This is a genomic window from Paenibacillus sp. Soil522, from assembly GCF_001428245.1.
Taxonomy (GTDB): Bacteria; Bacillota; Bacilli; order Paenibacillales; family Paenibacillaceae; genus Pristimantibacillus.
This window is the reverse complement of record NZ_LMRV01000072.1, coordinates 1-20,695: the sequence shown is the minus strand read 5'-3', so window position 1 is coordinate 20,695 and position 20,695 is coordinate 1. Positions and strand designations below refer to the sequence as shown.

Here is a 20,695-nt window from a genome sequence, read left to right as displayed (position 1 = left end):
ACTTGATTTTCATAAATGTTCACCTTACTACCTTTTATCTTTTATTTGTTTTAATTCTAATTTATCATGTAAATCCCTGGTACCAATATAGGTAATTTTATCCAGTATACTGCCAGTTAATTTAATAAAACAAAAGAGGAGCTGCTACATAGCAAACTCCTCCACTATCGTACCCGTTAGCTTAATCGCGGATAAAGTTTTCACTAACCAATATCATCTTCAAACCCTGCTCCCAGGAAATAACAAAAGGACGATATTCCCACAGAAACTAAGGTTGTAAAGAGAACAAAGGGGTATATTTCAAAAGGGTTATAAACGAACAGTAGAAGCCAATCGTTAGCTGATTCCGAACCTTCGTAATGAACCTTCCCTACATAACCCAAAATAATAAAAGATATGAGTGAAAAAGAAACACAGAGTCTAAGCAATATTTTGTATCTTTGGTTTTTAACCATAAACAAAGGGAATAATCCAGCCGCAATTGTTGCGGGTATATCGACTTGAAAAAAATAATAAATCTTGTTTGGAAATCCGCTGCTGTTCGATTCTTTAACTATCCCATCCGTAATGATTATCCCTAAAATTACGAGGCAGACGAGAGCAAAAAACTTGTACGGCTTCATTTTTAGTATCAAGACTGTCACCTCGGTGCTATGGCAATCAATTGTTTTTTGCTTACAGCATTATATCAAAAATGTCTAACTGAGTTAATCTGCCAGTCAGTTGAACAGGCTGCCGATATTATTAGCAGCCTGTTGTCATTGCTATCGTGTCCCGATAGTTTAATGTTTACATATTAGCACCAAACTTTTGCGTCAGCTCAGCGACCTATTCTTGCCTCTAATGTCAATTACTTAATTGAATATCTTATAATTTTGCCTGCCACTACTTGCGGCGGGTCAGATTGCATGACAAGATACACTTCTTGCCCATCCAAATGTGACGTTTTAGGCTCTACACTTACCCTTTCGCCAACATTAAGGTCTTCGTACAAATTTGCATCTTCTATGTGATAATACATTAAATCAGTCTCGTCTTTCCTAAAATCAGAAATAGATTTCGTTTTTGAATCTTCAGAAATATTCTTGGCAACTAAAATCATCGAAATGTTACCGTCGTTTACATTTCCAATATCTTTTCCAATAATATAATCACCCTTTTCTGATTGATTACTGCATCCAATTAACAAACCAACAACAGCAATAAGTAATACGATGAATATTCTTTTCATTATTGTTCCTCCAATGTAATTTGTTGCGTTGTATATAGTGACTGACGTCTTGCATCAATTATAAGTTGCGCCTATTAAAAAGGTAATATAAGGGTTTAATAACACGCTTGCTGTTAAACTAGTCTGCCCGTTAGCGCAATGACGTCTGCCCCGCGGCAGCCGTTTTGGTGTTGAACTATCGTACCCGTTAGTTCAACATGTCCACACTTATTTGTCCTTAGCAATAATCAAAACCGTTTATAAGCTGGTATTTTCATCAAGACTATTAGTCAAAACAATGTAGATAATCAAGGATGCAGGCTACACTTATTTGTCCTTAGCAATAATCAAAACCGTTTATAAGCTGGTATTTTCATCAAGACTATTAGTCAAAACAATGTAGATAATCAAGGATGCAGGCATTGTCAAAATAAAAATTAATCTAATGCTAAACGAAGAAATGCCAAAGAATTCTGCAATACCTCCACAAACCCCTTGTATGGATTTATCACGTGAAGACTTTTTCAGTTTATTCTTATGCAAAGGAACCCCCCTCATAAATCGATTTTATAATCATCTGTCAATTTTTAACACATATTGGAACTACACTTTCCGTTACTTCAACGAAAATAAGGAAGCAGACGCCACTGCAAACTGCTCCCTAGACCATTCAACTATCGTACCCGTTAGTTTAATGCTTAATCTGTCTCCTCCAACTTTCTATTGATATAAACTGTTTTCGTTTTTTGATCCCAGTCTACGATGCAACCATTTCAAAATCATTAAGACGAAGACACTGATCAGTAAGGAAACTCCGCCCCATAATAAAAAGTTAATTGAGAAGGCGAACTCAAAATCATCATCGAATCGTATAATTCTAAAAGTAATGAACAATAGGATTATTCCAGTCAAATAAAAAAGCAATATTGTCAGAGCGGAAATATTCAGTATTCGTTTAATTTTATGTGTATTCATTAGCTCACCTCGCTCGCATTCTTTATATGATCGGTTCCCTCTGATGGTCCTATCCAAACTAAATTTCCCGTTAGCCATTCATACCGCTCACGCGACACCATAGATTATGGAAATAATTGCGTTCTTCCATGGGAGCGTAATAAGCGATTTTTAGGTTTTTCACGGTATCATATAGAATTAAAGACATAATACCACAACCATAAAAAGAGAAAGGGAATACAACACGCTATGAATATTGATATAACAATAACCTTATTTTTAAGTTGTTTCCTCATCTATACCCTCCGTTAAACAATATTTCGGCTCCTCAATATGCTACACAATAGCTAACATAACGATCATTATTACAAATGCAACGTACAATCCATGATTAATTAGATTTAGGTAATACTATATATTACCTGACCTTGAGAACTTGATATAACTTAGCTTTAGACACTCCGGTCTGCTCGGTTATTTCTTTTATGGTATATTTCTGACTATCATACAGAAGCAACGCCATTTCAACTTTGCTCTTATCCAATGGCGGTCTTCCTCCTTTTCTACCTCGAGCCCGAGCGGCTTGTAAGCCGGCCNCGACTATCATACAGAAGCAACGCCATTTCAACTTTGCTCTTATCCAATGGCGGTCTTCCTCCTTTTCTACCTCGAGCCCGAGCGGCTTGTAAGCCGGCCTGGGTTCTCTCTCGAATCGTCTCTGCCTCCATTTCAGCCAAGCCAGCCATAATAGCAAAAAAAAGCTTGCCTGCTGGCGTGCTGGTATCTACTCCCAGTGTGATGATCTGCAGACTGATTCCTCTTTCCTTAAGATCATGTGAAAGCTCGATTAACTGCTTAGTCGTCCGACCAAGCGATCCAATTTCCAAATAACTAATGTATCCCCGGAACGCAAGTACTCCAAGCAGCGAGCTAACTCAGGTCGATCACTTCTCTTCCCGGATACCTTTTCCTCGAAAATACGTTCACATCCGGATGCCTTTAAAGAATCGATTTGTAAATCCATTGACTGATCGGAAGTTGAAACACGTGCATAGCCAATTTTAGCCATTTCCCAATCCCCTTTTGTCTATTAAACCTTCGATTAGCATATTTAATACACCTTGAATAATAGACAATTTAATATACTAAAACAATGGTCAGTTTGGGGCATTTTAAGCTGTTGTTTAAAAAGTCTAAAAAACGATCGTTTTTCAGACAGAAGTTAACCACACTATGTAAATATCTGTTACCAATAGAAAGAAAAAAAGCCGCATCTGATTGCGGCAAAGTTGAGAGAAAAAAATTCCGCTAGGTGAAAGGGTTGTGAAACTAGATTTCACCCTATACCTTTTAAAAACTGTTGCGTTGATATAATTAAATTTGATTTTGGAGTTAATTCCACTATGTAACCTCGTTGCTCGAATAGAGCCTTTAAAAAGAGCTCAAAGTGTTCGCCCTTCATTACGTCAATTTGATTAATTCCAGACATTAGCACTGTGTTCCGCCATGCAACTCGTTTTCTCTCGCGGATGATTTTTGAAATCAAGAATACTGCTGCAGCTAATCCAATAATCGTAAATATCAAACCGGGAACCTGCTGAAAAATAATAATGACAACGATTACCCCTCAAAATGGAGCCTCGGTGAACTGAATTGCTGATCTTACATTCTTTTCTACTTCATGAAATTGCCGGTATCGATTCGTTATTTTTTCGATGCAGTTGACGATGATAAATTCGCCTCTCGCACCGATAATACCGCTTACTTTTCCTGCTTGCAGACAATCAACAGCGGTCTTCAGTTCCGGATAAGCGTTGTCGTTTACTATTCTCGTCGCTCCATTGACTCAGAAAGGCATTGTAACCGGCGTCGGTAATAATACCGTTTTGCTTCATCAGCAACTGCTGGACTTTAATTCTGATTTCGTCCTGCAGGGTCGCTTCTCTTGCATAGCGGATCGGTTGTTCCTCATCATAAGTCGTTGTCCAAAAATTCGCTCCCGGATTCTCTCCATATTTGGTTTTAAAATAACTATAGGTTTGAGCGATATGCGCAAAATTCATTCGTGCGCGATATTCTCTCACGGTTACCGGCTCGCTGTTTGATCGCTATAATCGTCGCAATAATTGCAATGATTCCGATAACGGGATTTTATAGGGAGTTCCGTTTCGTTTTCGTTTGTCCATCGTTCGTCCACCCCCTCATTCATGTAGCCCGATTGAACGGCTTCCGCTTCCGCTCTGCCGACCGATTTCCGGAGTCCGTAATCTCAGCTAGCAGCTGTATCGCCACGAGCTTACGATTACTGGTGATGGTATACCTGTCGTGGCTGCCGCTTTCCCTCCTACATTTACCCTTTCAATCCGGAAGTGATCATGCCATCTTTAATATATTTTTGTCCTGCGAAATAAACGATTACCGATGGAATCATGAATAACAAGGATGCGGCTAACTGTATCGGAACCAATATAACATCCGGATTGTTAGGAAGTGTATATCTTACGCCGAGCAGCGCAGTCGAGAGCGGCCAACGGGTCTCATTCAGAAACATGAAAGGTTGAACCACGTCCCCCCATGAGTTAAGAAATTCGAACATAAAAACAACAGCGACTACGGGTACCGTGAGTGGCAGAAAAATCCGAAACATAATGCCTGCCGTCCTGCAGCCGTCTATTCGCGCGGCCTCCTCCAGTTCTTTCGGAACGGTCTGCATAAATTGACGGAACAGAAACGTATAGAAGGGGCTGCCGCCTATACCGTTCAAAATCCAGATCAGATAGGAGTCCGTGATTTGAAGCTTGCTGAACAATACATAAGTCGGAATCGAGGTAGCAAAACCCGGCACCATCATAAGCGAAATGAGAATACCAAACCACAAATCTTTGCCGGGTGCCCGCAGCCTCGAGAAAGCATACCCGAGAATGAAATTTATCCATACACCGAAAAATACGGAGATACCGACGATAATCAAAGAGCTTTTCAAATATCGCCAGAACGGAATTTTTGTAATCGCCAGCACAAAATTTTCCGGGTGCAATATTTTCGGCAGCGACAGAACCGGCGATGATTGAACGCCATTAAAGGCGTTGACGCGCACATGATCTATCTTATCGTTTCGATGATATTTTTTTCATGCTTATCCTGACCATCAGGATATTTAAAAGAGTTCGTTGAATCGTCTTTCCCCACATTAGCGAGCCCATGAAAAGCCTTCCGATCTTAAAATTCTCTTCGCTCAACATCATAGCGATTTTGAGTCGAGTCGGTTCTCCGAGTGACTGGTAAACTTGGACGGCTTGCAGGATATCTTTACTGTTGCCAATCATTGCACTCTAACCTTTGTCGCAATCTTATTTCTATATCTTTCGAAATAAAAATTCCACATAACTTGGGGAAAGTAAATAACCAAATCGATTCGGAATGAATGGCTTATTTGCACCATCGCAGTGCCGCTTGAAAATCATGTGCAATGACCGTCAGAGTTATTTTCTCTGACGGTCATTGCTTGGCCTGAAATCAGGTTATTACGATAACGCTTGAATCTGATTAGCAGTCAGCGCTTTATCATAGATTCGGAGCTCGTCAATCTTGCCAATGAATGGGTTATCCCAGTAGTTGACGCCCAAGGCGAATATACCGTCGTCTGTCGTGAACACATTCGGAAAGCTTGTGCCAGTATATTTAGCAACGCCATCAACGTACACCGTCACCGTTCCATTATCGACCGTGAAAGCAAGATCAACCCAGGTGCCGGTCGGAATTTGAATTCCGGTAGACGCATTGTACCAGGCCGATCCGGACCATAGCATGGTCGGCTGAGCGTCACCCGGCCCTCTTGGTGCCAGACTGATCCAACTGTCAGGCGTCGCCGATCCGAAGAACGCGGACGTGTATTGGTTGGCTTGCTCCAAATATACAGACATCGATACCGTATACGTATAGCCTGAGATCAAGCCATTCGGCAAACGGATGCCGGAGCTTCCATTAAGTACAGCCGCCTGGCCGGAAACGCTGTCGCTGTAAGTAATGGTTCCGCCGGTATTATTCGCCCGGTTGCCTGTTACCGTACCTGTACCGTAGCCTGTTGAATCCAATAAACTCCCGTCGAACGTATAATACGCAATTGCTCCGTCCAGGACGTAGAGCGTGTAGCTTGCCGCCGTACCGCTTCCATCGGTTGCGGTTGCAGTAATCGTCGTCGATCCAGCCTTGACGGCAGTGACCTGGCCTGAAATTTCGTCGACGGCTGCGATTGACGGGTCGGCCGAGCTCCAGACCAGCACCTGATTGCCCGCAAATGCCGGAGATACCGAGACGGAGGAAGGAGTGAATGCGTTTCCGACAGATATTCTCTTCTCCGTCAAGCCAAGCCTAATCCCGCTCACTTTAATGGCTGGGTCAAAAACCATGTTCTTGATTTCTTGTGAAGTGAGCACTCCGTCGTAGATTTGAAGGCCGTCGATCATGCCCTTAAATGGCACATCCCACCAGTTTACTCCAAGGCCGAAGATGCCCTTGCTCGACGTAAAGACATCCGGGAAGCTCGTTCCCTTAAATTTTTGCACACCGTTTACGTATACGGTGGCAGTGCCCTTTTCAACGGTAATGGCCAGATGGTTCCATTCGCCGATCTTCACCGTCATGCCCGACGGCGCTTCATACCAGGTGTCTTCGCCGTTTGCTGCAACATTATGGGACCAAAGCATAGTGTTGTCCTTTGCCAGACCTTTCGGCAGAATGCTGATCCAGCTGCCCGGGTCCTTAGCTCCAAAGAAAGTGGGCGTATACCTTGTCAAAGCATCCGGCTTCACCCACAGCGATACCGAATAGCTGTCACTGTTGATAAGCCCGTCAGGCAGGCGAACGCCGGAATTTCCGTCAAACACGGCGGCATCTCCATGCATACCTTGTGCATAAGTAATCGTGCCGCCCGTATTGTCGATGCGACTTCCGGTTACTGTTCCCGCCCCCAATAGGCCCGTAGAATCGTTCAGGTTGCCGTCGAACGAATAGTCGGCTTTCAGTCTGGCTGCTTGCCTCGGGAGTATGGTAACGGAAATTGCTCTGGAGTCCGTTGTACTACCTTTGGTAACCGTCGCGGTCAGTACGGCTGTTGCCGCCTGTGCCCCCGGTTCAGGGCGGGTTACAACCCCGGTTGCTGTAACAGCGTCGGCATTGGACGTCTGCCACGTAATCATTGCGTGCCTAGTGCCTTCGATCGGGAGCGTCAAGTTGGAAACGACATTGTTTGTATCGCCAAGATTAATGTCGTTCAATACGTCTTCAACTATTTCCTGATCCGTCTTATCCTGCAACTTGCTTCCCCAAACAGTGACTCCCTCGCCAGACATCGCGGTAAAGGTCATAACAACCCGTCCTGAGGTGTCATCCCAAAGCCGTGCGAATACACCGTTGTAGGAGACTCCGTCTATGGTGATTTCCGCCAGATTATCACCCGCTTTGCTCCAGCTGCCGGCAGCGTCGCCGGTAATGGTATGGTCGTTGTTCAGACGGATAAAAACGGATTTTTGGATGATTCCCGAAGTGCTATTACCGTGATTGATAAACTTGTATTCTCCGACCAAATCCTGTTCGGTTACAGCTTCAAGCTTCTCGCCCGTATATCGGTATGGTGAAGCGACGGGCCAATTGTCTTTGTTCATAAACATCTGGTGAACTCTGACCTCATGATAATTGCCTTTTTCCGGGAAGCGCGTGTGGAAAGTAAGGAAGAACTGCCCTGTTTTTTTATCAAAATAAACGGAATTGTGACCAGGAGAAACGTAACTGATGCCCATACCGGTTCCAGGGTCTCCGATCTCTCTCTGAAACAGATAGTCGCCCATCATCTTGTTGCCGTAGTCCTGGTTCGACGTATTGGTCGGCAGAACCGCATTTTTTCCTTGTGCGTCAACAAATGGGCCGTCCGGGGATGTCGCTCTGAACATACGCATATTGTAACCGCTGCCCGCTTCCAGCCATCCGTAAGTTACATTCAGAAAGTAATAACCAGTTTTCTTATCATAGAAGACAAATGGCCCTTCGCCCGATTGTTGGTAGCCGCCTGCGATTTTGGTTCCGAAATAACGGTCCACCATCCTGCCGTCGGCCGTCATACCATCAGCGCCCGTATATATAGGCTTTCCGCTTTCCTTATCGATTTAAGCTCGAAGATCCCGCCGGACCAGGAGCCGTATGTCATCCACAACTTCCCGTCTTTGTCATAGAACAAATCCGGGTCGATCGCATTCGGAAAAAGGTCGTTGTTATACGAGCCGTTACCGTTGAACCATTCCGATCTGGGTCCTTGAAACATGCCGTTATCAACCAGAGCCTGGATATTGGTATTGGTCCACTTTTTATTGATGACACTTCTGTTGTCATATGCGTCATTCTGCGTAAAACCGGAATAGATAATGGTATCAACATACGTATAAGGTCCTTCAATATTTTGGGAAACCGCATATCCGATCGCGGAACGAATATAAGTGGACGAGGTGCAGTAATAGATCATATATGCGCCCGTCGATCCGTCCTTGTTCTTGTAATCCTCATTATAAAAGACATAAGGAGCCCATACCCTATGTTCCCCGGTACTGTCGGCATCGCTATTCCCGGCCCAAGCAAAAGAACCGGCCAAGTTCTTTACCATGTCGCCGTACAGGACATTGCCCGGCGTCGTATCACCGTTCGTGAACCGGGTCCAGTTCATCAAATCGGTTGACTTCGCCGCCTCGAGATTGGAACCAAACACATAGAACGTGTTTCCATCCTTGACGATCGACGGATCGTGAACGGAAAACTTGGTGAAGGACGCTTTCGTTACCTGAACCGTGACCGAATCAAATTTCGATGAATCTTCTGCCGATGTCGCTTGGATATCCGCAATGCCGGGGGAGACCGCCGTTACTTTGCCCTTCTCGTCGACGGTGGCGACTGCCGGGTCGCTTGAACTCCAGCTAACGCTTTTATTTATTGCCGCGACGGGAGCTATCGAAAAGGTTAAGCTTTTCGTCCCCCCGACCAACAAGCTGAAATCCTGCTGGTTGATGGTTACACTCACAACGGCCACAGAATTAGGCAGGCTGGAGAATGAGACCGGGTGCTTATCGACAGAACCCGCCGTAGAAATTACGGCTCTCCCCGCACTGCTGGGACCGCTCCCGCCGCCACTAGCAAATGCCACGGTTGGCACGGCAATGGCTAGCATCAGCAACATGGCCAATTTTCGTCTAAATGTTTTTTTCAAGCTTTGTGCTCCTCCCATAGTTGAGTTCTTTTCGTGCATCTTCAACTGCCGATAGCCTTATGAGGCTTCCCGAAATTGTCAAGCTTTCTCAATCACCCCCTCGATGAAATGTGATGCCAAGTGCAACAATCCGCCTTCGATTTCATACTTTTATTTAAAAGTCTATATTCTCTTTTTCAATAGATTGTCGAGACTAAGGGGCAACTCAAAAGGTCACCAATGTTGGTATCGCTTACAATTTTGATCATAACAATTTCGAACTATGGGGCACATGATATATTTTGCGTTTCTATGATTTTTTTTGTCATGCTATTCCCGATAAAACTCCTCGCTCAAGGATTTGAGCCGGGCTTCGAATGTCTGGGTATTCGTTTTTATTAAAGTATTCCTGCAAAGGTTCCAACACCTTGTAATGGAAATAAAAAAGAGGCACAATCCATTGGATCATGCTTCCGGATGAAAATTACTTTAAACTAGCTTTTAATTTGCGAGACACGTGATAAGCTTTGAATTCCATCGTATTTCTTACCCCTTGACCGATCCCAGCAGCACACCTTTTATGAAGAATTTTTGAGTAAACGGGTACATGATAATCATCGGAATAGATGCAATTACCATAGCCGCCAGCTGAATGGTCTCAGCAGTAGTTCTGCCTATGCCAGTTTGATTAATGAGTTTGGTTATATCAGCATTTTGGGAAGCTGCACTCGACAATTGGTCTGCACCTGCATTTGACATAATTAATTTCAATATATAATATTGAATGGTTTGCAAGTCCGTATTTTGTGTAAAAAACAACGTGGTGCCATAGTCGTTCCATATCCACACTGCCACGAAAACCGATATTGCTGCAATAACCGATTTAGAAAGAGGCAAAACAATTGAGAAGAAAATTCTAAACTCATTGGCACCGTCCATTTTGGCCGATTCAATGAGCGATTCGGGTATGGCCTTATAATTGGCATTAAATATGATTACGTTGAAAAAGTTTCCGACAAGAATAGGTGTTATATAAACCCAGTAAGTATCATATATTCCCAACCAATTATAAAGGAGAAAAGTCGGAATCAAGGCACCGGGAAAATACATGCTTGCAAACCCTACGGCTACATAGAATTTTTTATACTTCAGGTATGGCCTGGAAAAAGCGTAAGTGAATATTGCCGTATTTAATATTTGTATAACGGTAACTATTATTGTACGGGATAAGGTAATCATTCCTGCTTTTATTATTGATGAATCTGAAAATACTTTCTCCCAGCTGTCAAACCTGAACACCCTTGGCCATAATAATACCGGTCCACGCCTCAAATCCGTACCATCATTTAAAGAATTGATAATAGAAAAGAAGAATGGATACACGGCTAAGAATACCAGGATTACCATTATTGAAATATTTACAATTTGAAATGTCCTGCTGGAACGAACTCCATTTTGGACCATTGATTTTCCTCCTTAGAATAGACCCGATTGCGTCATTTTCTTCGATAATGAATTTGCCCCCCAGAGAAGTATTAGAGCAAAAACCGATTTCATCAATTGTATTGCAGTCGCTACATTAAATTGAAGCTGCTGTAAGCCGAACTGATAAACATACGTATCGATTACCTGACTTGTCGGAAGGTTCAATGAATTTTGAAATACGTAAATCTGGGTAAAATTATTGTTCAGTATGCCGCTTACAGCAAATATGATCATAATCATCAATGTAGGCTTTATACACGGTATTGTGATATAAAACATTTTTTTAAACCGGCCGGCGCCATCAATTGTTGCTGATTCATAAAGGGCCATATCAACTCCCGCTATCGCTGCAAGGTATAATATCGCTCCCCACCCGAGATCCTTTAAAAGTGAGGTTACAGTAGCAATCCCCCAAAAATATGAAGGGTCGGATAGAAATGGAATTGGTTTATTAACTAAATGAAATTGCTTCAAAATATAATTTACGGCGCCGTCAGATCTTAAAAGCGTCACAAATAACCCGCCATAAATAACCCATGATATAAAATGCGGCAAATAAGTAGCAGTTTGAACGAAAGATTTGAATTTACTGCTCGTAATTTCATTTAAGAATAAAGCGAAAAATAGAGTTACCGGTATACTTACAAAAGATGCCAAAAGATTCATTCCGATTGTATTCCTTAGCATAGGAATAAAATCATAGCTGTTAAACATGATCATAAAATTATTCCAACCGTTCCACGCACTCGAAAATATGCCCGCTACCCCACTAGTCGGATCATAATCTTTAAATGCAATGATATAGCCAAATAGCGGGATAATGACAAATATAAAAATATGCAATATGGAAGGCCAAAGCATTATACCTAGTTCAAATTGGGTACGAAAATCATGACCAAGCTTAAATGTTTTCTTTTTTTCATTATTTAATATTAAGGGCTTACCAACAACCGTTTTGTCATACATATGAATCTCCATTCCGCCGCCGTCGCCGGCGGCATAAATAGTATCACTCTTATTCGTTTATACCCATCATAGGTATACCCATTTCCTTGCTTTGCTGTTTCATGATTGCATCTTTTGCTTCGTCAATTTTATCCAACCCCATTGAGGTTGCCTTTTTTACCATGTTATTATAAAGCGCATCTACCTCTGACAAATCCTTTGCCGTAATAATTTTTGCAATCTCGGCTTGTACGAAATTCCTGATTTCAGTTTCCTGATTTCCTAATCCTTTGGACTGGATATATCCCGGCGGAACATCAAGAGCTGAATTGTCAAATATTACTGTTTTCTCAGACCTTGCAAAGGCTGTTGTAACTGCAGTATCCATTAGTCCGCCAGGTCCTATCTGATCAGTAGGCGCCTCGAACACATGATTTTCCCATGATGTGTTAGAGAACGGCCAATATGCCCAGAAACCGGTTTTTGTATGATCATTCTTAGCTCCTTCATCTGTTATATCAATCATTCCATTTTTATCCAATGTATAGTTAGCGCCCTCAATTCCATTGCTATCGTACAAACCTTCGTTACTTGACATATAGCTCAGCCATTTAATCACTTTCTCCGGTTCCTTTGTCGTTTTGGAGATAAATGTCTGCATCCAGCCTACTGAAGGACTATAATGCTTACCAAATACAGGTTTTGCACCGGTACTTGAAAGTACAGGAGCAGGTGATTGCCAGTAAGGCTGATTCGTTTGGATATCGGCATAGTGGGTATTTGCAGTATTTCCCCAAAATGCAAATACACGGCCGGTTACAATTGCAGCAGCTGTTGCATTTGTATCCATAGTTAATTCACTCGGGTCAATAAATCCCTCATTTACACTTTTATTAAGAAATTCAAGTGCATGCTTGTATCCTGATGAATAAATCAAATCACGATAATTACCTTTTTTATCTACATTCATTCCGCCAAACTGGCTGGTGATTGACCTCATCGTTGTATCCCAATAGTTCTTGCCATCCACCAGAAGAGGTATAACATCTGCGCCGTTTACTTTTAAATTCGAGTCCTTGATTTTCTTAAGAGCGTCAAGCAAACCTTGTTCGGTGCTTAGGCTGCTAAGCTCAATTCCTGCCTGTTCCAAAAGCTTGCCGTTTACCATGATGGTGTCGTTGAATTGATATTTATTACGGTCTGTATAGTATTGGCTTGAAGGCGGGTATGTTTTTCTCAAATCATCTGAAGATATATGGCTTGGGAAAGCATACCAGCCGCCATCACGTTTAATTAACGCTTTTTTGATATCATTAGGGAAATCTTTCAGCAAGTGAGAATTTGGGTCGTATTTCTTTATCAATTCGTCCAGATTCCACATTTTTCCTGACTTGACCAATTTGGAAATGATATTTGTTGCATTACCAGGGTCTGCTACAGTAATTACATCCGGAATATCTCCCGATACCAGCATCAAACTTAATTTGGTAGCTCCATCTTGGGGCGGGATATTCATTGAAAATTTAACCCCAGTCTTTTTGGTAATTATGCCCATAAAGGTATTAGGATCCGAACTCCAGGTCATTGGCGGATTCCAGAAGCTTACATCGGAAAACCATTTCAGGTTAACCGGTTCAGCAGTTTCCTCTTCTGCTTTTGCTGTGTCCTGCGTTGCCTGGTTAGCGTTTGAAGTTTGAGTCTGAGTCTCACATCCTGCCAAACTAAAAACGGTTACAACACATAGCAAGATGAGCAATAAACTTGATACTGACTTTTTCATGGTTTATCCTCCATTGAAATTAATTTCGAATTATCCAACATGAAATGCGCATAAACTGGTTTACTGCTCCCCGCCATCCGAAACGCCGCCATTCAAATCGACGGTCCCGTACGTAACCGAATTGGCTCTGTCTGTACCAAGCGGGTGCGGGCCGCCTGAGATGACGAACACCGAATGCCCGTCGGGCATGGGTACAAGCCCACGGCTGTAACCTATCTCCGCGTTGGATTTGATTTTGGTCCAGGATCCCTCACCGTTTTGCGTATTCAGGAACAGTGACTCATCGGAAAAAGCGGAGACGGCCAACGTTCCGTTCGCACCTCCCGTCGGGAGCCATACCACATACGATGAGCTTTCTGGGCTCGTACCGTCTTCCGCAATTAATCTGGTTCCTTTTACCGAGCCGAAGTTTTCCGGATCCGGCGAGATCTTGTAAGAAATCTTACAATGTTCTGAACCGCAAACCTCGTAAGTCATGATGTAGTTTCCATTCCCCATTTGCGCGACTACGGGCATTCCCGGACGGTCGATGTACAATGGGGATGTCACATCGTCGACGACGGGCCCCCAGTTTACTCCGTCCGCAGATGTTTGATGCACGTTCTTTTGGCCATACCGGGGGTCGCGTTGATCGGCATAGTAAACGATCAGCTTGTTGTCCGCCACTAACAGGAACGGTTCCCAAACCGGCGTGTAACCGTTTTCCGATTTCGGCTGTCCGCCGGAAGCGATCGAGCTGACGAACGACCATGTCTTGCCGTGATCCGTGCTCTTATAGAGATCGAGCTTCGACTTGGAATAGTCTGAAGGGATAGAATTCCCTGCGCACAGAATCGTACCCGCCGGCATATTGCCGATTGCCTGTGGCAGCTCGTACAATTGGGGCTGCCAGCGCATCCCCCAGCTGTTCACCTGATCGGTCACACTGGAAATCTGCTCCCACGTTTTTCCATCATCAGTGCTTTGAAAGATCGGAAAGCTCGGTGTGCCGTTTACATACTGCTCGAACGTGGCTAGCATGGTGCCGTTGGCGGATTTGGAGTGCTGCAGTCGAAGCGCTCTGCCGTAAAGCGCGCCGGGTCCTGGATCACCAGACGGCGTGGTGTACATTACGGAGGGTCCAAACTCTGCAAAGACAGGATCGTCATCAGAGAAGTAGAACCTGATGGCTACAACGCCAATGCAGATTAACGCTGCAGCGCATGTCATCAAAACTACTTTTAGCTTCATTTCTCTCCCCCTATGTGTTGATATCGCTTACAGGACTTATTCTAACCGCTTTATGATATAGGTCACATGATATAAATTGTGATTAAATGATATTTTTTGTCATGCTTACGCCACTCTTTAGAAGCGCCTAAAATTCTCTATTGTAATTGAAGACGGCGCTCCTCGTAACACGTCATAAAAAAGAATGCTGCGCAGTTGACACAGCATTCTTCAACAAAATTTACATTTTGTTCATCCTATTTCATACCAAATTTCTGTCTTGCAGCTGTCCATTTCTTATTCAGGTCTTCAAAAATGGGACGAAAATCTTGTCCAGCCAACATTAGTGCGCCAACCACTGTAGGATCCCATTTGGTTTCTTTTTGCAATTTTACAAAATTCACTTCCCCAGCTTTCGGAAAGAACGGCTGCGCATTATATTGCTTGCTTGCATCTGTAAAGATATTTTGCGGATCAATTCCTTTGATGGTCGAGCTCATGGCTCTTTCTTCAAGATAGGGCTTGTAAACTTCAGGGCTAAAATACCATTCAATCACTTTCTTTGCGACATCAATATGCTTGCTATCCTTGGAAATACAGAAAGGAAGATCAATATTATACACTTGTCTGTTTGTTTCATTCGGGTCATTCACTACCGGTAACGGGAACAGACCCAGATCTTTTGGATCCCCGCCCATCGTTAGGAAGTCCGCATAATAGTACTGGCCGATAGCCATCATGCCCGCCTTTTTATTAGCAAACATTTGTTCCGCCTCAGGATATCCGATACCTAGCGGCGACTTTCCGACAGCACCCGATTTATAAAGCTGTTCTACCTTTTCAAAAGCCTTATAATAGTGGCCATCTGGACTAAATGGCGTGTCCATCATGGCTGCTCCGTTATCCGTATTTGGATCGTTAAATGAAACAGTTCCTAAATAGGCTACAAATGGATATTGCGGCCAAGTATCTTTTCCTCCGAGCGCCAACCCCTGATACTTCCCGCTATCTTGAATAGCTTTAGCTGTACTTACGAATTGATCCCAAGTTAATGGTATTGTTAAACCCAATTCGGAAAAGATGGATTTGCTATAGAAAACCCATTCTCCGAATTCCTTCATTGGCAAACCGTAATATTTCCCGTCTCCCGCTTTGAGCTCATTAATCGAGTCAACCGCCTTATTCATTTGCACCAGAGGATCACTCTTATCCCATACATATAACGAGTCCTTAAGGTCAATCACTTTATATGGCTTAACATAGAATAAATCCGGCATTTCATTGGCTGACTGCCTTACCATTAATGATTTGTACAACGATTCTATATCTTTAAAGGATTGGAGATCCAGAGTCACATTGGGCAAAAGTTTTTTAAAGGAATCCGATTGAGTCGTCTGTTTCCAATAATCCAAATCCTCTGCCAAAATGGCAACACTTAAGGTTACTTTCTCGTTTGAATTACTGCTTACATTTGAGTTTGTACTATTGCCGCCACTTCCACATCCCGTTAAAACTATCATGATTGATAGAATTCCCGCTAAGACAAGGCCTATCCCCTTTTTTGCTAATAATCTCGCCATTCAGATACCCTCCGTGCTGCCTTAGATAGCGCTTCCAATAACGCCTCGTCCTTATTGTACCCTGATGATAATTAGAATTATATAATCTTATAACATTTTTAATCTATCATTACCTTGTATTTTAATTTATGAGTATGATAACATTTTGATACTTAGTTGCAGGCGGAGGGACAACAGATGGTACGTCTTATCAAAAAATGGGTTATTGTTAAGTTCATTACCATTTTTCTTGTATTTATCCCAATTCCATTAATACTTTCCGGCGTCTATATTTATAAAAATGAAGTCAATACGTTAATTACGAATAATACCAATAAAAATCTGCAGTTAACTGAACAAATCGCCAAAAAAATCGATGACAATATTTTGAGGTACATCCTTACAGTTTCCAGCATCACGAATGAAAATAGTACTTATAATGGACCGCAAAGCATTATCGATCGAGTGAATATACTCCGAACATTGACTAATGAGGCGGATCGATTAGCTCTTCGCCAACAAATTGATAGTGATTTAAACTATTTATTCAACTACACCACAGATCTCACCGGGATTACTTTTGTTTATAAAGATAATCAATACTATTCCTTCAATAACCGCTATGCATTTGAACCTTCCCGTATAAAATTATCATCATGGTATCAGGAAATGGTACGCAATAACGAACATCTTCGTGTTCTTGGCAAGGTCAATGATTCGCTTTTTTCAAATGTTCACAGTGGCGAGCAATCACTTGCCATTGCCACATTAGTCTATAATCAATATACAGAAGACAACGAGGTAGCGCTTGTATTCATTACGTTTAAAGACACCGCTTTTGAAAAAGTGTTTTTTGGCCTGCAGCTCAGTCAAGTCGGCAGACTGGATATCCTTTCGGAGTCTGGGGATATTGTTTATTCCAAAGACGATCAAGTTGAACCTATCAAGAAAAGTATGCATTTGTTCACAAATAACTACGGGTGGCAAATCTACAGATCAAATAAAGATCAATTATTGATGACTTATTATACAGTTCCATCCACCAGATGGAAAGTTATCAACACAACTTCATTAAACGAGCTTACCCAAAATATTAATCAGGTCATTTCAGTCGTTGTTACTGCTTTTAGTTTTACCTTGCTGGTATTCATGATTGTATTTTTCACCTCGATATACCGTACACTGCTTCGCCCAATCCATAAATTAATTCATCATATGTCCAGCTTGGAAGAGAATAACTTCAAAGGACGGTTACAACTTTCAGGCTATGATGAAGTTGCGAAGCTATACAAGAAATTCAATAAAATGGTGGAACACATTAAACTTTTAATTCTAAGGATAGACCGTGAAAAAGAAGAAAAGCTGCAATTGGAGCTTCAGGCCCTTCAATATCAAGTAAACCCGCATTTTTTGCTAAATACGCTTAATTCGATATCGATGATGGCTGATTTTTACGGTGCACAGCATATAAAAAAAATGACAGCTTCCTTATCAACTCTGCTTGTTAATACCCTTTCCAAAGGCGGTATGTATACATCCATAGAAGAAGAGTTTAACACCCTGAGCAGTTATGCTGATATAATGAAATTAAGATATGGCGATCGATTTGAAGTCATACTCGCAATAGAACCTTCAGCTCAAGAACTTTATATTCTCAGATTTCTTCTACAGCCATTGGTAGAAAACTCCATTCTTCATGGAATGGGCGATATCTATAAAAAGTTAAATATTCATGTAAATGCAAAGAGGAATGGCCCTTATCTCGAGCTATCTGTAAATGACGATGGTGTAGGTATGACAAAAAGTCAAATTGAAACACTTCTTAAACATCACAATGAAAAAAATTCAGGTTTCAATCACATTGGTATTCACAATGTAAATAAAAGAATAAAACTCAACTTTGGTGAAGAATATGGCTTAGAAATTTATAGTGATGAAGAATCCGGAACACTAATGAAACTAATCCTTCCGGCACTTACTCGAGATATGATTCCATCGGCAGAAGGTGATCCAAATGTATAGAATTTTACTGGTTGATGATGAACCCCTGATTAGGCTTGCCATTAAATCTCTTGGGTCTTGGGAGTCACATGGATTTGAAATCGCTTGCGAAGCTTATAATGGAGCTGATGCACTTGAAAAATTTGAAAATGACGACAATGGGATTGATCTGATTCTTACTGATATTACTATGCCCAAAATGAACGGACTCGAGCTCATTCGCGAGATAAGATGTCAGAATACAATCATTCCAATTATTGTATTGAGTTCGTTCAATGATTTTAAATTTGTAAGGGAAGCCTTCCAACTTGGCATTCAGGATTATGTATTAAAATCCGAAATGGATTTCAACTCACTCCTCTCCCTATTCAAAAAAGCTAATCATCATGGTGATTCAAACAAAAAACATCATCAAATCACCCAAAAATCAATCCAATATTATAAACAAAATTTTCTTGAGAATAACGTATTAGGAAATATTCAATCAGATTTTGAAAGTCAATTAGAAAATTTAAATATGAATATTCCAAAAGTTAATATAACGGTTGCGGCTTTAACTATAGACAATTATAAAACATTAGAAAACAACTTGGATGCGCTTACTTTTGCTAATATCATCGAATCCGTTTATCAATTGCTTTTGCAAAAAACAGAGGAATTCAAGCTGGGTGAAGTTGTTCGAATAGAAAAGTCAAAATATGCTATTATAAGTGGGTTTGTAAATGAAAACAGCACAGCAAGCGTTTTGCAAAAAGTTGGAAGTTTCTTGAGCAACGTTAAATATGCTTGCGGCATGTTATTAAATGTTTCTCTGACGATAGGAATTAGCGATGTCGATAATGGATATGACAAGATCCCTATGCTATATAGACAAGCAGTTGCGGCAAATAATCTTAAAATTGTTAACGGAAAGGGTAACATTTACTTTCAACAAAATCTGATAAAGGCTATGCCTTTGGAAAATTATGACGAGACTTCATTATTCCATCATGAAAGAGATTTAATGGATGCCGTGATGAATTTGGAAGTAAATAGAATCCAAGATTCTTTGAGTTCGATTTTTATGGTTTTGAAATCTCAGTCCGATATGAAAAAAGTCCTCAATACTTACCTCTCTATTTTTTTGAAGACGGTCGGCTTTTTACAAAGAAATGAGATATCTGTCGATGACAATGATATAACTATCATTGAAATAATGGACCAATTCGAGACAATTGAAGAAATTCATAATTATATCAAATTGAAATTATTAGACATTTACAAACAAATCCAAGAAAGCCTCACACATTCAACTTCAAAAATAAATATTGTAAAAGAATACGTAAGAAGCAATTATTATCGAGATCTTAGCTTAAAATCAGTCAGTGAGTATATTCATGTTAGTGACTCCTATTTAAGTCGTCTATTTTCAAGTACTGGGGAAACCTTCATTAGTTATCTAAGAAAAATTCGAATTGAAAAGGCCAAGGAACTACTAAAGAAAGATTCGCTTACCATACAAGAGATTAGTGAGGCTGTCGGCTACGCAAATCAAGAGCATTTCAGTCGGATTTTCAAAAAATATACTGGTTATAGTCCAAATAGATTTCGTAACGGAGATCATGTCTTAAAGACTCGCTAGAGGTGCAGGTGGAAGAACTTCAAACAAAAAATAGAAGACAACCTTCCCCTCACAAGAGGGATCGCGAAGATTGTCTTGTTATAAGCAGCCTGTTGTCATTGCACTATCGTACCCGTTTAGTTCAAATTTCAGTTTGATAAATCTCGAACTGTATCGGTTTACTTTTCAAAGATATTTTGAACGATTCATGATTTTCCACTTCATTAAAATACTCCTCTAAATCACCGCCTTCATCAAAAAAATACCATAGAGCAACATGTTTCAGTTTACTTATTTCATCTGTTGGTTCAAAGGTGAAATTACATATAAGTTGTTCCATATGAGAGTACCCTCCAATCTTTTCATAAACAGAAAATTGACGAACAAAATTCACATAAACTCTACCAAGATAAAAACCAGTTGAATCGGAAATTCCACATTCAAAGAGCAAACCTGACTCTACATCACGATCATCATCCCCAACATCTTTTTTCGAAAAGAATTTGAACACTTCCCAAAACTTTGATATATCATTAATATCTTCACCTAGTTCATCTTCAAGACATTTTTTTAGATAACTTTCTGTATCTTGTAATTTAATCACATTTTCATCTCCTGCATTTTCAAAATGCTGCCATGTAAGCGAATGCGGTTGTAGTCTTGAATAAACTGACTAACGATTTCATAAGCCTGTGGATAGGACTCAAATTCATGGCGACGATAG

The 20,695-nt window shown here is 41.3% G+C and carries 15 protein-coding genes and 1 pseudogene; 2 read left to right on the top strand and 14 right to left on the bottom strand.

The features are described from left to right. Positions 1-850: 850 nt before the first annotated feature. The 13 genes and pseudogenes from ASG81_RS22960 to ASG81_RS22900 form a co-directional block, all read right to left on the bottom strand. Positions 851-1,231 (bottom strand): hypothetical protein, encoded by a 381-nt coding sequence (locus ASG81_RS22960; RefSeq protein WP_056639733.1) that lies wholly within the window; start codon positions 1,229-1,231, stop codon positions 851-853. Between the two features lie 336 nt (positions 1,232-1,567). Further along, entirely contained in the window at positions 1,568-1,768 is a 201-nt protein-coding gene (locus tag ASG81_RS30265) for a PspC domain-containing protein (RefSeq protein WP_081417526.1), read from the bottom strand. A gap of 993 nt (positions 1,769-2,761) precedes the next feature. After that, positions 2,762-3,233 (bottom strand): annotated as a pseudogene (locus ASG81_RS22950) (recombinase family protein); the annotation flags it as partial. 267 nt (positions 3,234-3,500) lie between these two features. Next, positions 3,501-3,749, bottom strand: coding sequence for a hypothetical protein (locus tag ASG81_RS22945; protein WP_056639728.1), 249 nt, complete (start codon positions 3,747-3,749; stop codon positions 3,501-3,503). A gap of 199 nt (positions 3,750-3,948) precedes the next feature. Next, positions 3,949-4,227 carry a hypothetical protein gene (locus ASG81_RS22940; RefSeq protein ID WP_056639724.1) on the bottom strand — a complete coding sequence of 93 codons (279 nt, stop codon included), beginning with the start codon at positions 4,225-4,227 and terminating at the stop codon, positions 3,949-3,951. Between the two features lie 287 nt (positions 4,228-4,514). Beyond that, a complete protein-coding gene (locus ASG81_RS22935; protein ID WP_056639722.1) occupies positions 4,515-5,261 on the bottom strand; it encodes a carbohydrate ABC transporter permease in 747 nt (248 codons plus the stop codon). A 427-nt stretch (positions 5,262-5,688) separates the two neighbouring features. Next, a complete protein-coding gene (locus ASG81_RS33755) occupies positions 5,689-8,280 on the bottom strand; it encodes a LamG-like jellyroll fold domain-containing protein (RefSeq protein ID WP_327205185.1) in 2,592 nt (863 codons plus the stop codon). Beyond that, complete coding sequence (locus ASG81_RS33750) at positions 8,277-9,413, bottom strand: Ig-like domain-containing protein (protein WP_327205184.1); 1,137 nt, start codon at positions 9,411-9,413, stop codon at positions 8,277-8,279. Before ASG81_RS33750 ends, ASG81_RS33755 begins: the two co-directional genes overlap by 4 nt. Positions 9,414-9,938: 525 nt before the next feature. Then, positions 9,939-10,856 (bottom strand): carbohydrate ABC transporter permease, encoded by a 918-nt coding sequence (locus ASG81_RS22920; protein WP_056639716.1) that lies wholly within the window; start codon positions 10,854-10,856, stop codon positions 9,939-9,941. Between the two features lie 12 nt (positions 10,857-10,868). Then, positions 10,869-11,843 carry an ABC transporter permease gene (locus ASG81_RS22915; RefSeq protein WP_056639713.1) on the bottom strand — a complete coding sequence of 325 codons (975 nt, stop codon included), beginning with the start codon at positions 11,841-11,843 and terminating at the stop codon, positions 10,869-10,871. Between the two features lie 49 nt (positions 11,844-11,892). Next, a complete protein-coding gene (locus tag ASG81_RS22910) occupies positions 11,893-13,602 on the bottom strand; it encodes a hypothetical protein (protein WP_056639710.1) in 1,710 nt (569 codons plus the stop codon). A 60-nt stretch (positions 13,603-13,662) separates the two neighbouring features. After that, complete coding sequence (locus ASG81_RS22905; protein WP_056639707.1) at positions 13,663-14,832, bottom strand: sialidase family protein; 1,170 nt, start codon at positions 14,830-14,832, stop codon at positions 13,663-13,665. A 236-nt stretch (positions 14,833-15,068) separates the two neighbouring features. Then, the gene (locus tag ASG81_RS22900) at positions 15,069-16,391 is read right to left on the bottom strand and encodes an ABC transporter substrate-binding protein (protein ID WP_056639704.1); all 1,323 of its coding nucleotides are present in this window, start codon (positions 16,389-16,391) and stop codon (positions 15,069-15,071) included. Positions 16,392-16,568: 177 nt separating this feature from the next. On the opposite strand from ASG81_RS22900, the gene ASG81_RS22895 reads away from it, so the two are divergent. After that, positions 16,569-18,392 carry a cache domain-containing sensor histidine kinase gene (locus ASG81_RS22895; protein ID WP_056639701.1) on the top strand — a complete coding sequence of 608 codons (1,824 nt, stop codon included), beginning with the start codon at positions 16,569-16,571 and terminating at the stop codon, positions 18,390-18,392. Then, positions 18,385-19,992 (top strand): response regulator, encoded by a 1,608-nt coding sequence (locus ASG81_RS22890; RefSeq protein ID WP_056639697.1) that lies wholly within the window; start codon positions 18,385-18,387, stop codon positions 19,990-19,992. The genes ASG81_RS22895 and ASG81_RS22890 overlap by 8 nt, the downstream gene beginning before the upstream one ends. 121 nt (positions 19,993-20,113) lie before the next feature. Here the strand turns inward: ASG81_RS22890 and ASG81_RS22885 are convergent, their stop codons facing one another. Beyond that, positions 20,114-20,575, bottom strand: a complete 462-nt coding sequence (locus ASG81_RS22885) for a hypothetical protein (RefSeq protein ID WP_056639694.1) — start codon at positions 20,573-20,575, stop codon at positions 20,114-20,116. Positions 20,576-20,695: the final 120 nt, after the last annotated feature.

Coding starts and splice junctions, on each gene's coding strand:
- ASG81_RS30265 (WP_081417526.1), bottom strand. CDS start 1,768: ATGAGGGGGGTTCCTTTGCATAAGAATAAACTGAAAAAGTCTTCACGT.
- ASG81_RS22915 (WP_056639713.1), bottom strand. CDS start 11,843: ATGTATGACAAAACGGTTGTTGGTAAGCCCTTAATATTAAATAATGAA.
- ASG81_RS22900 (WP_056639704.1), bottom strand. CDS start 16,391: ATGGCGAGATTATTAGCAAAAAAGGGGATAGGCCTTGTCTTAGCGGGA.
- ASG81_RS22890 (WP_056639697.1), top strand. CDS start 18,385: ATGTATAGAATTTTACTGGTTGATGATGAACCCCTGATTAGGCTTGCC.
- ASG81_RS22920 (WP_056639716.1), bottom strand. CDS start 10,856: ATGGTCCAAAATGGAGTTCGTTCCAGCAGGACATTTCAAATTGTAAAT.
- ASG81_RS22895 (WP_056639701.1), top strand. CDS start 16,569: ATGGTACGTCTTATCAAAAAATGGGTTATTGTTAAGTTCATTACCATT.
- ASG81_RS22960 (WP_056639733.1), bottom strand. CDS start 1,231: ATGAAAAGAATATTCATCGTATTACTTATTGCTGTTGTTGGTTTGTTA.
- ASG81_RS22910 (WP_056639710.1), bottom strand. CDS start 13,602: ATGAAAAAGTCAGTATCAAGTTTATTGCTCATCTTGCTATGTGTTGTA.
- ASG81_RS22905 (WP_056639707.1), bottom strand. CDS start 14,832: ATGAAGCTAAAAGTAGTTTTGATGACATGCGCTGCAGCGTTAATCTGC.
- ASG81_RS33755 (WP_327205185.1), bottom strand. CDS start 8,280: ATGACGGCCGACGGCAGGATGGTGGACCGTTATTTCGGAACCAAAATC.
- ASG81_RS22940 (WP_056639724.1), bottom strand. CDS start 4,227: ATGAATTTTGCGCATATCGCTCAAACCTATAGTTATTTTAAAACCAAA.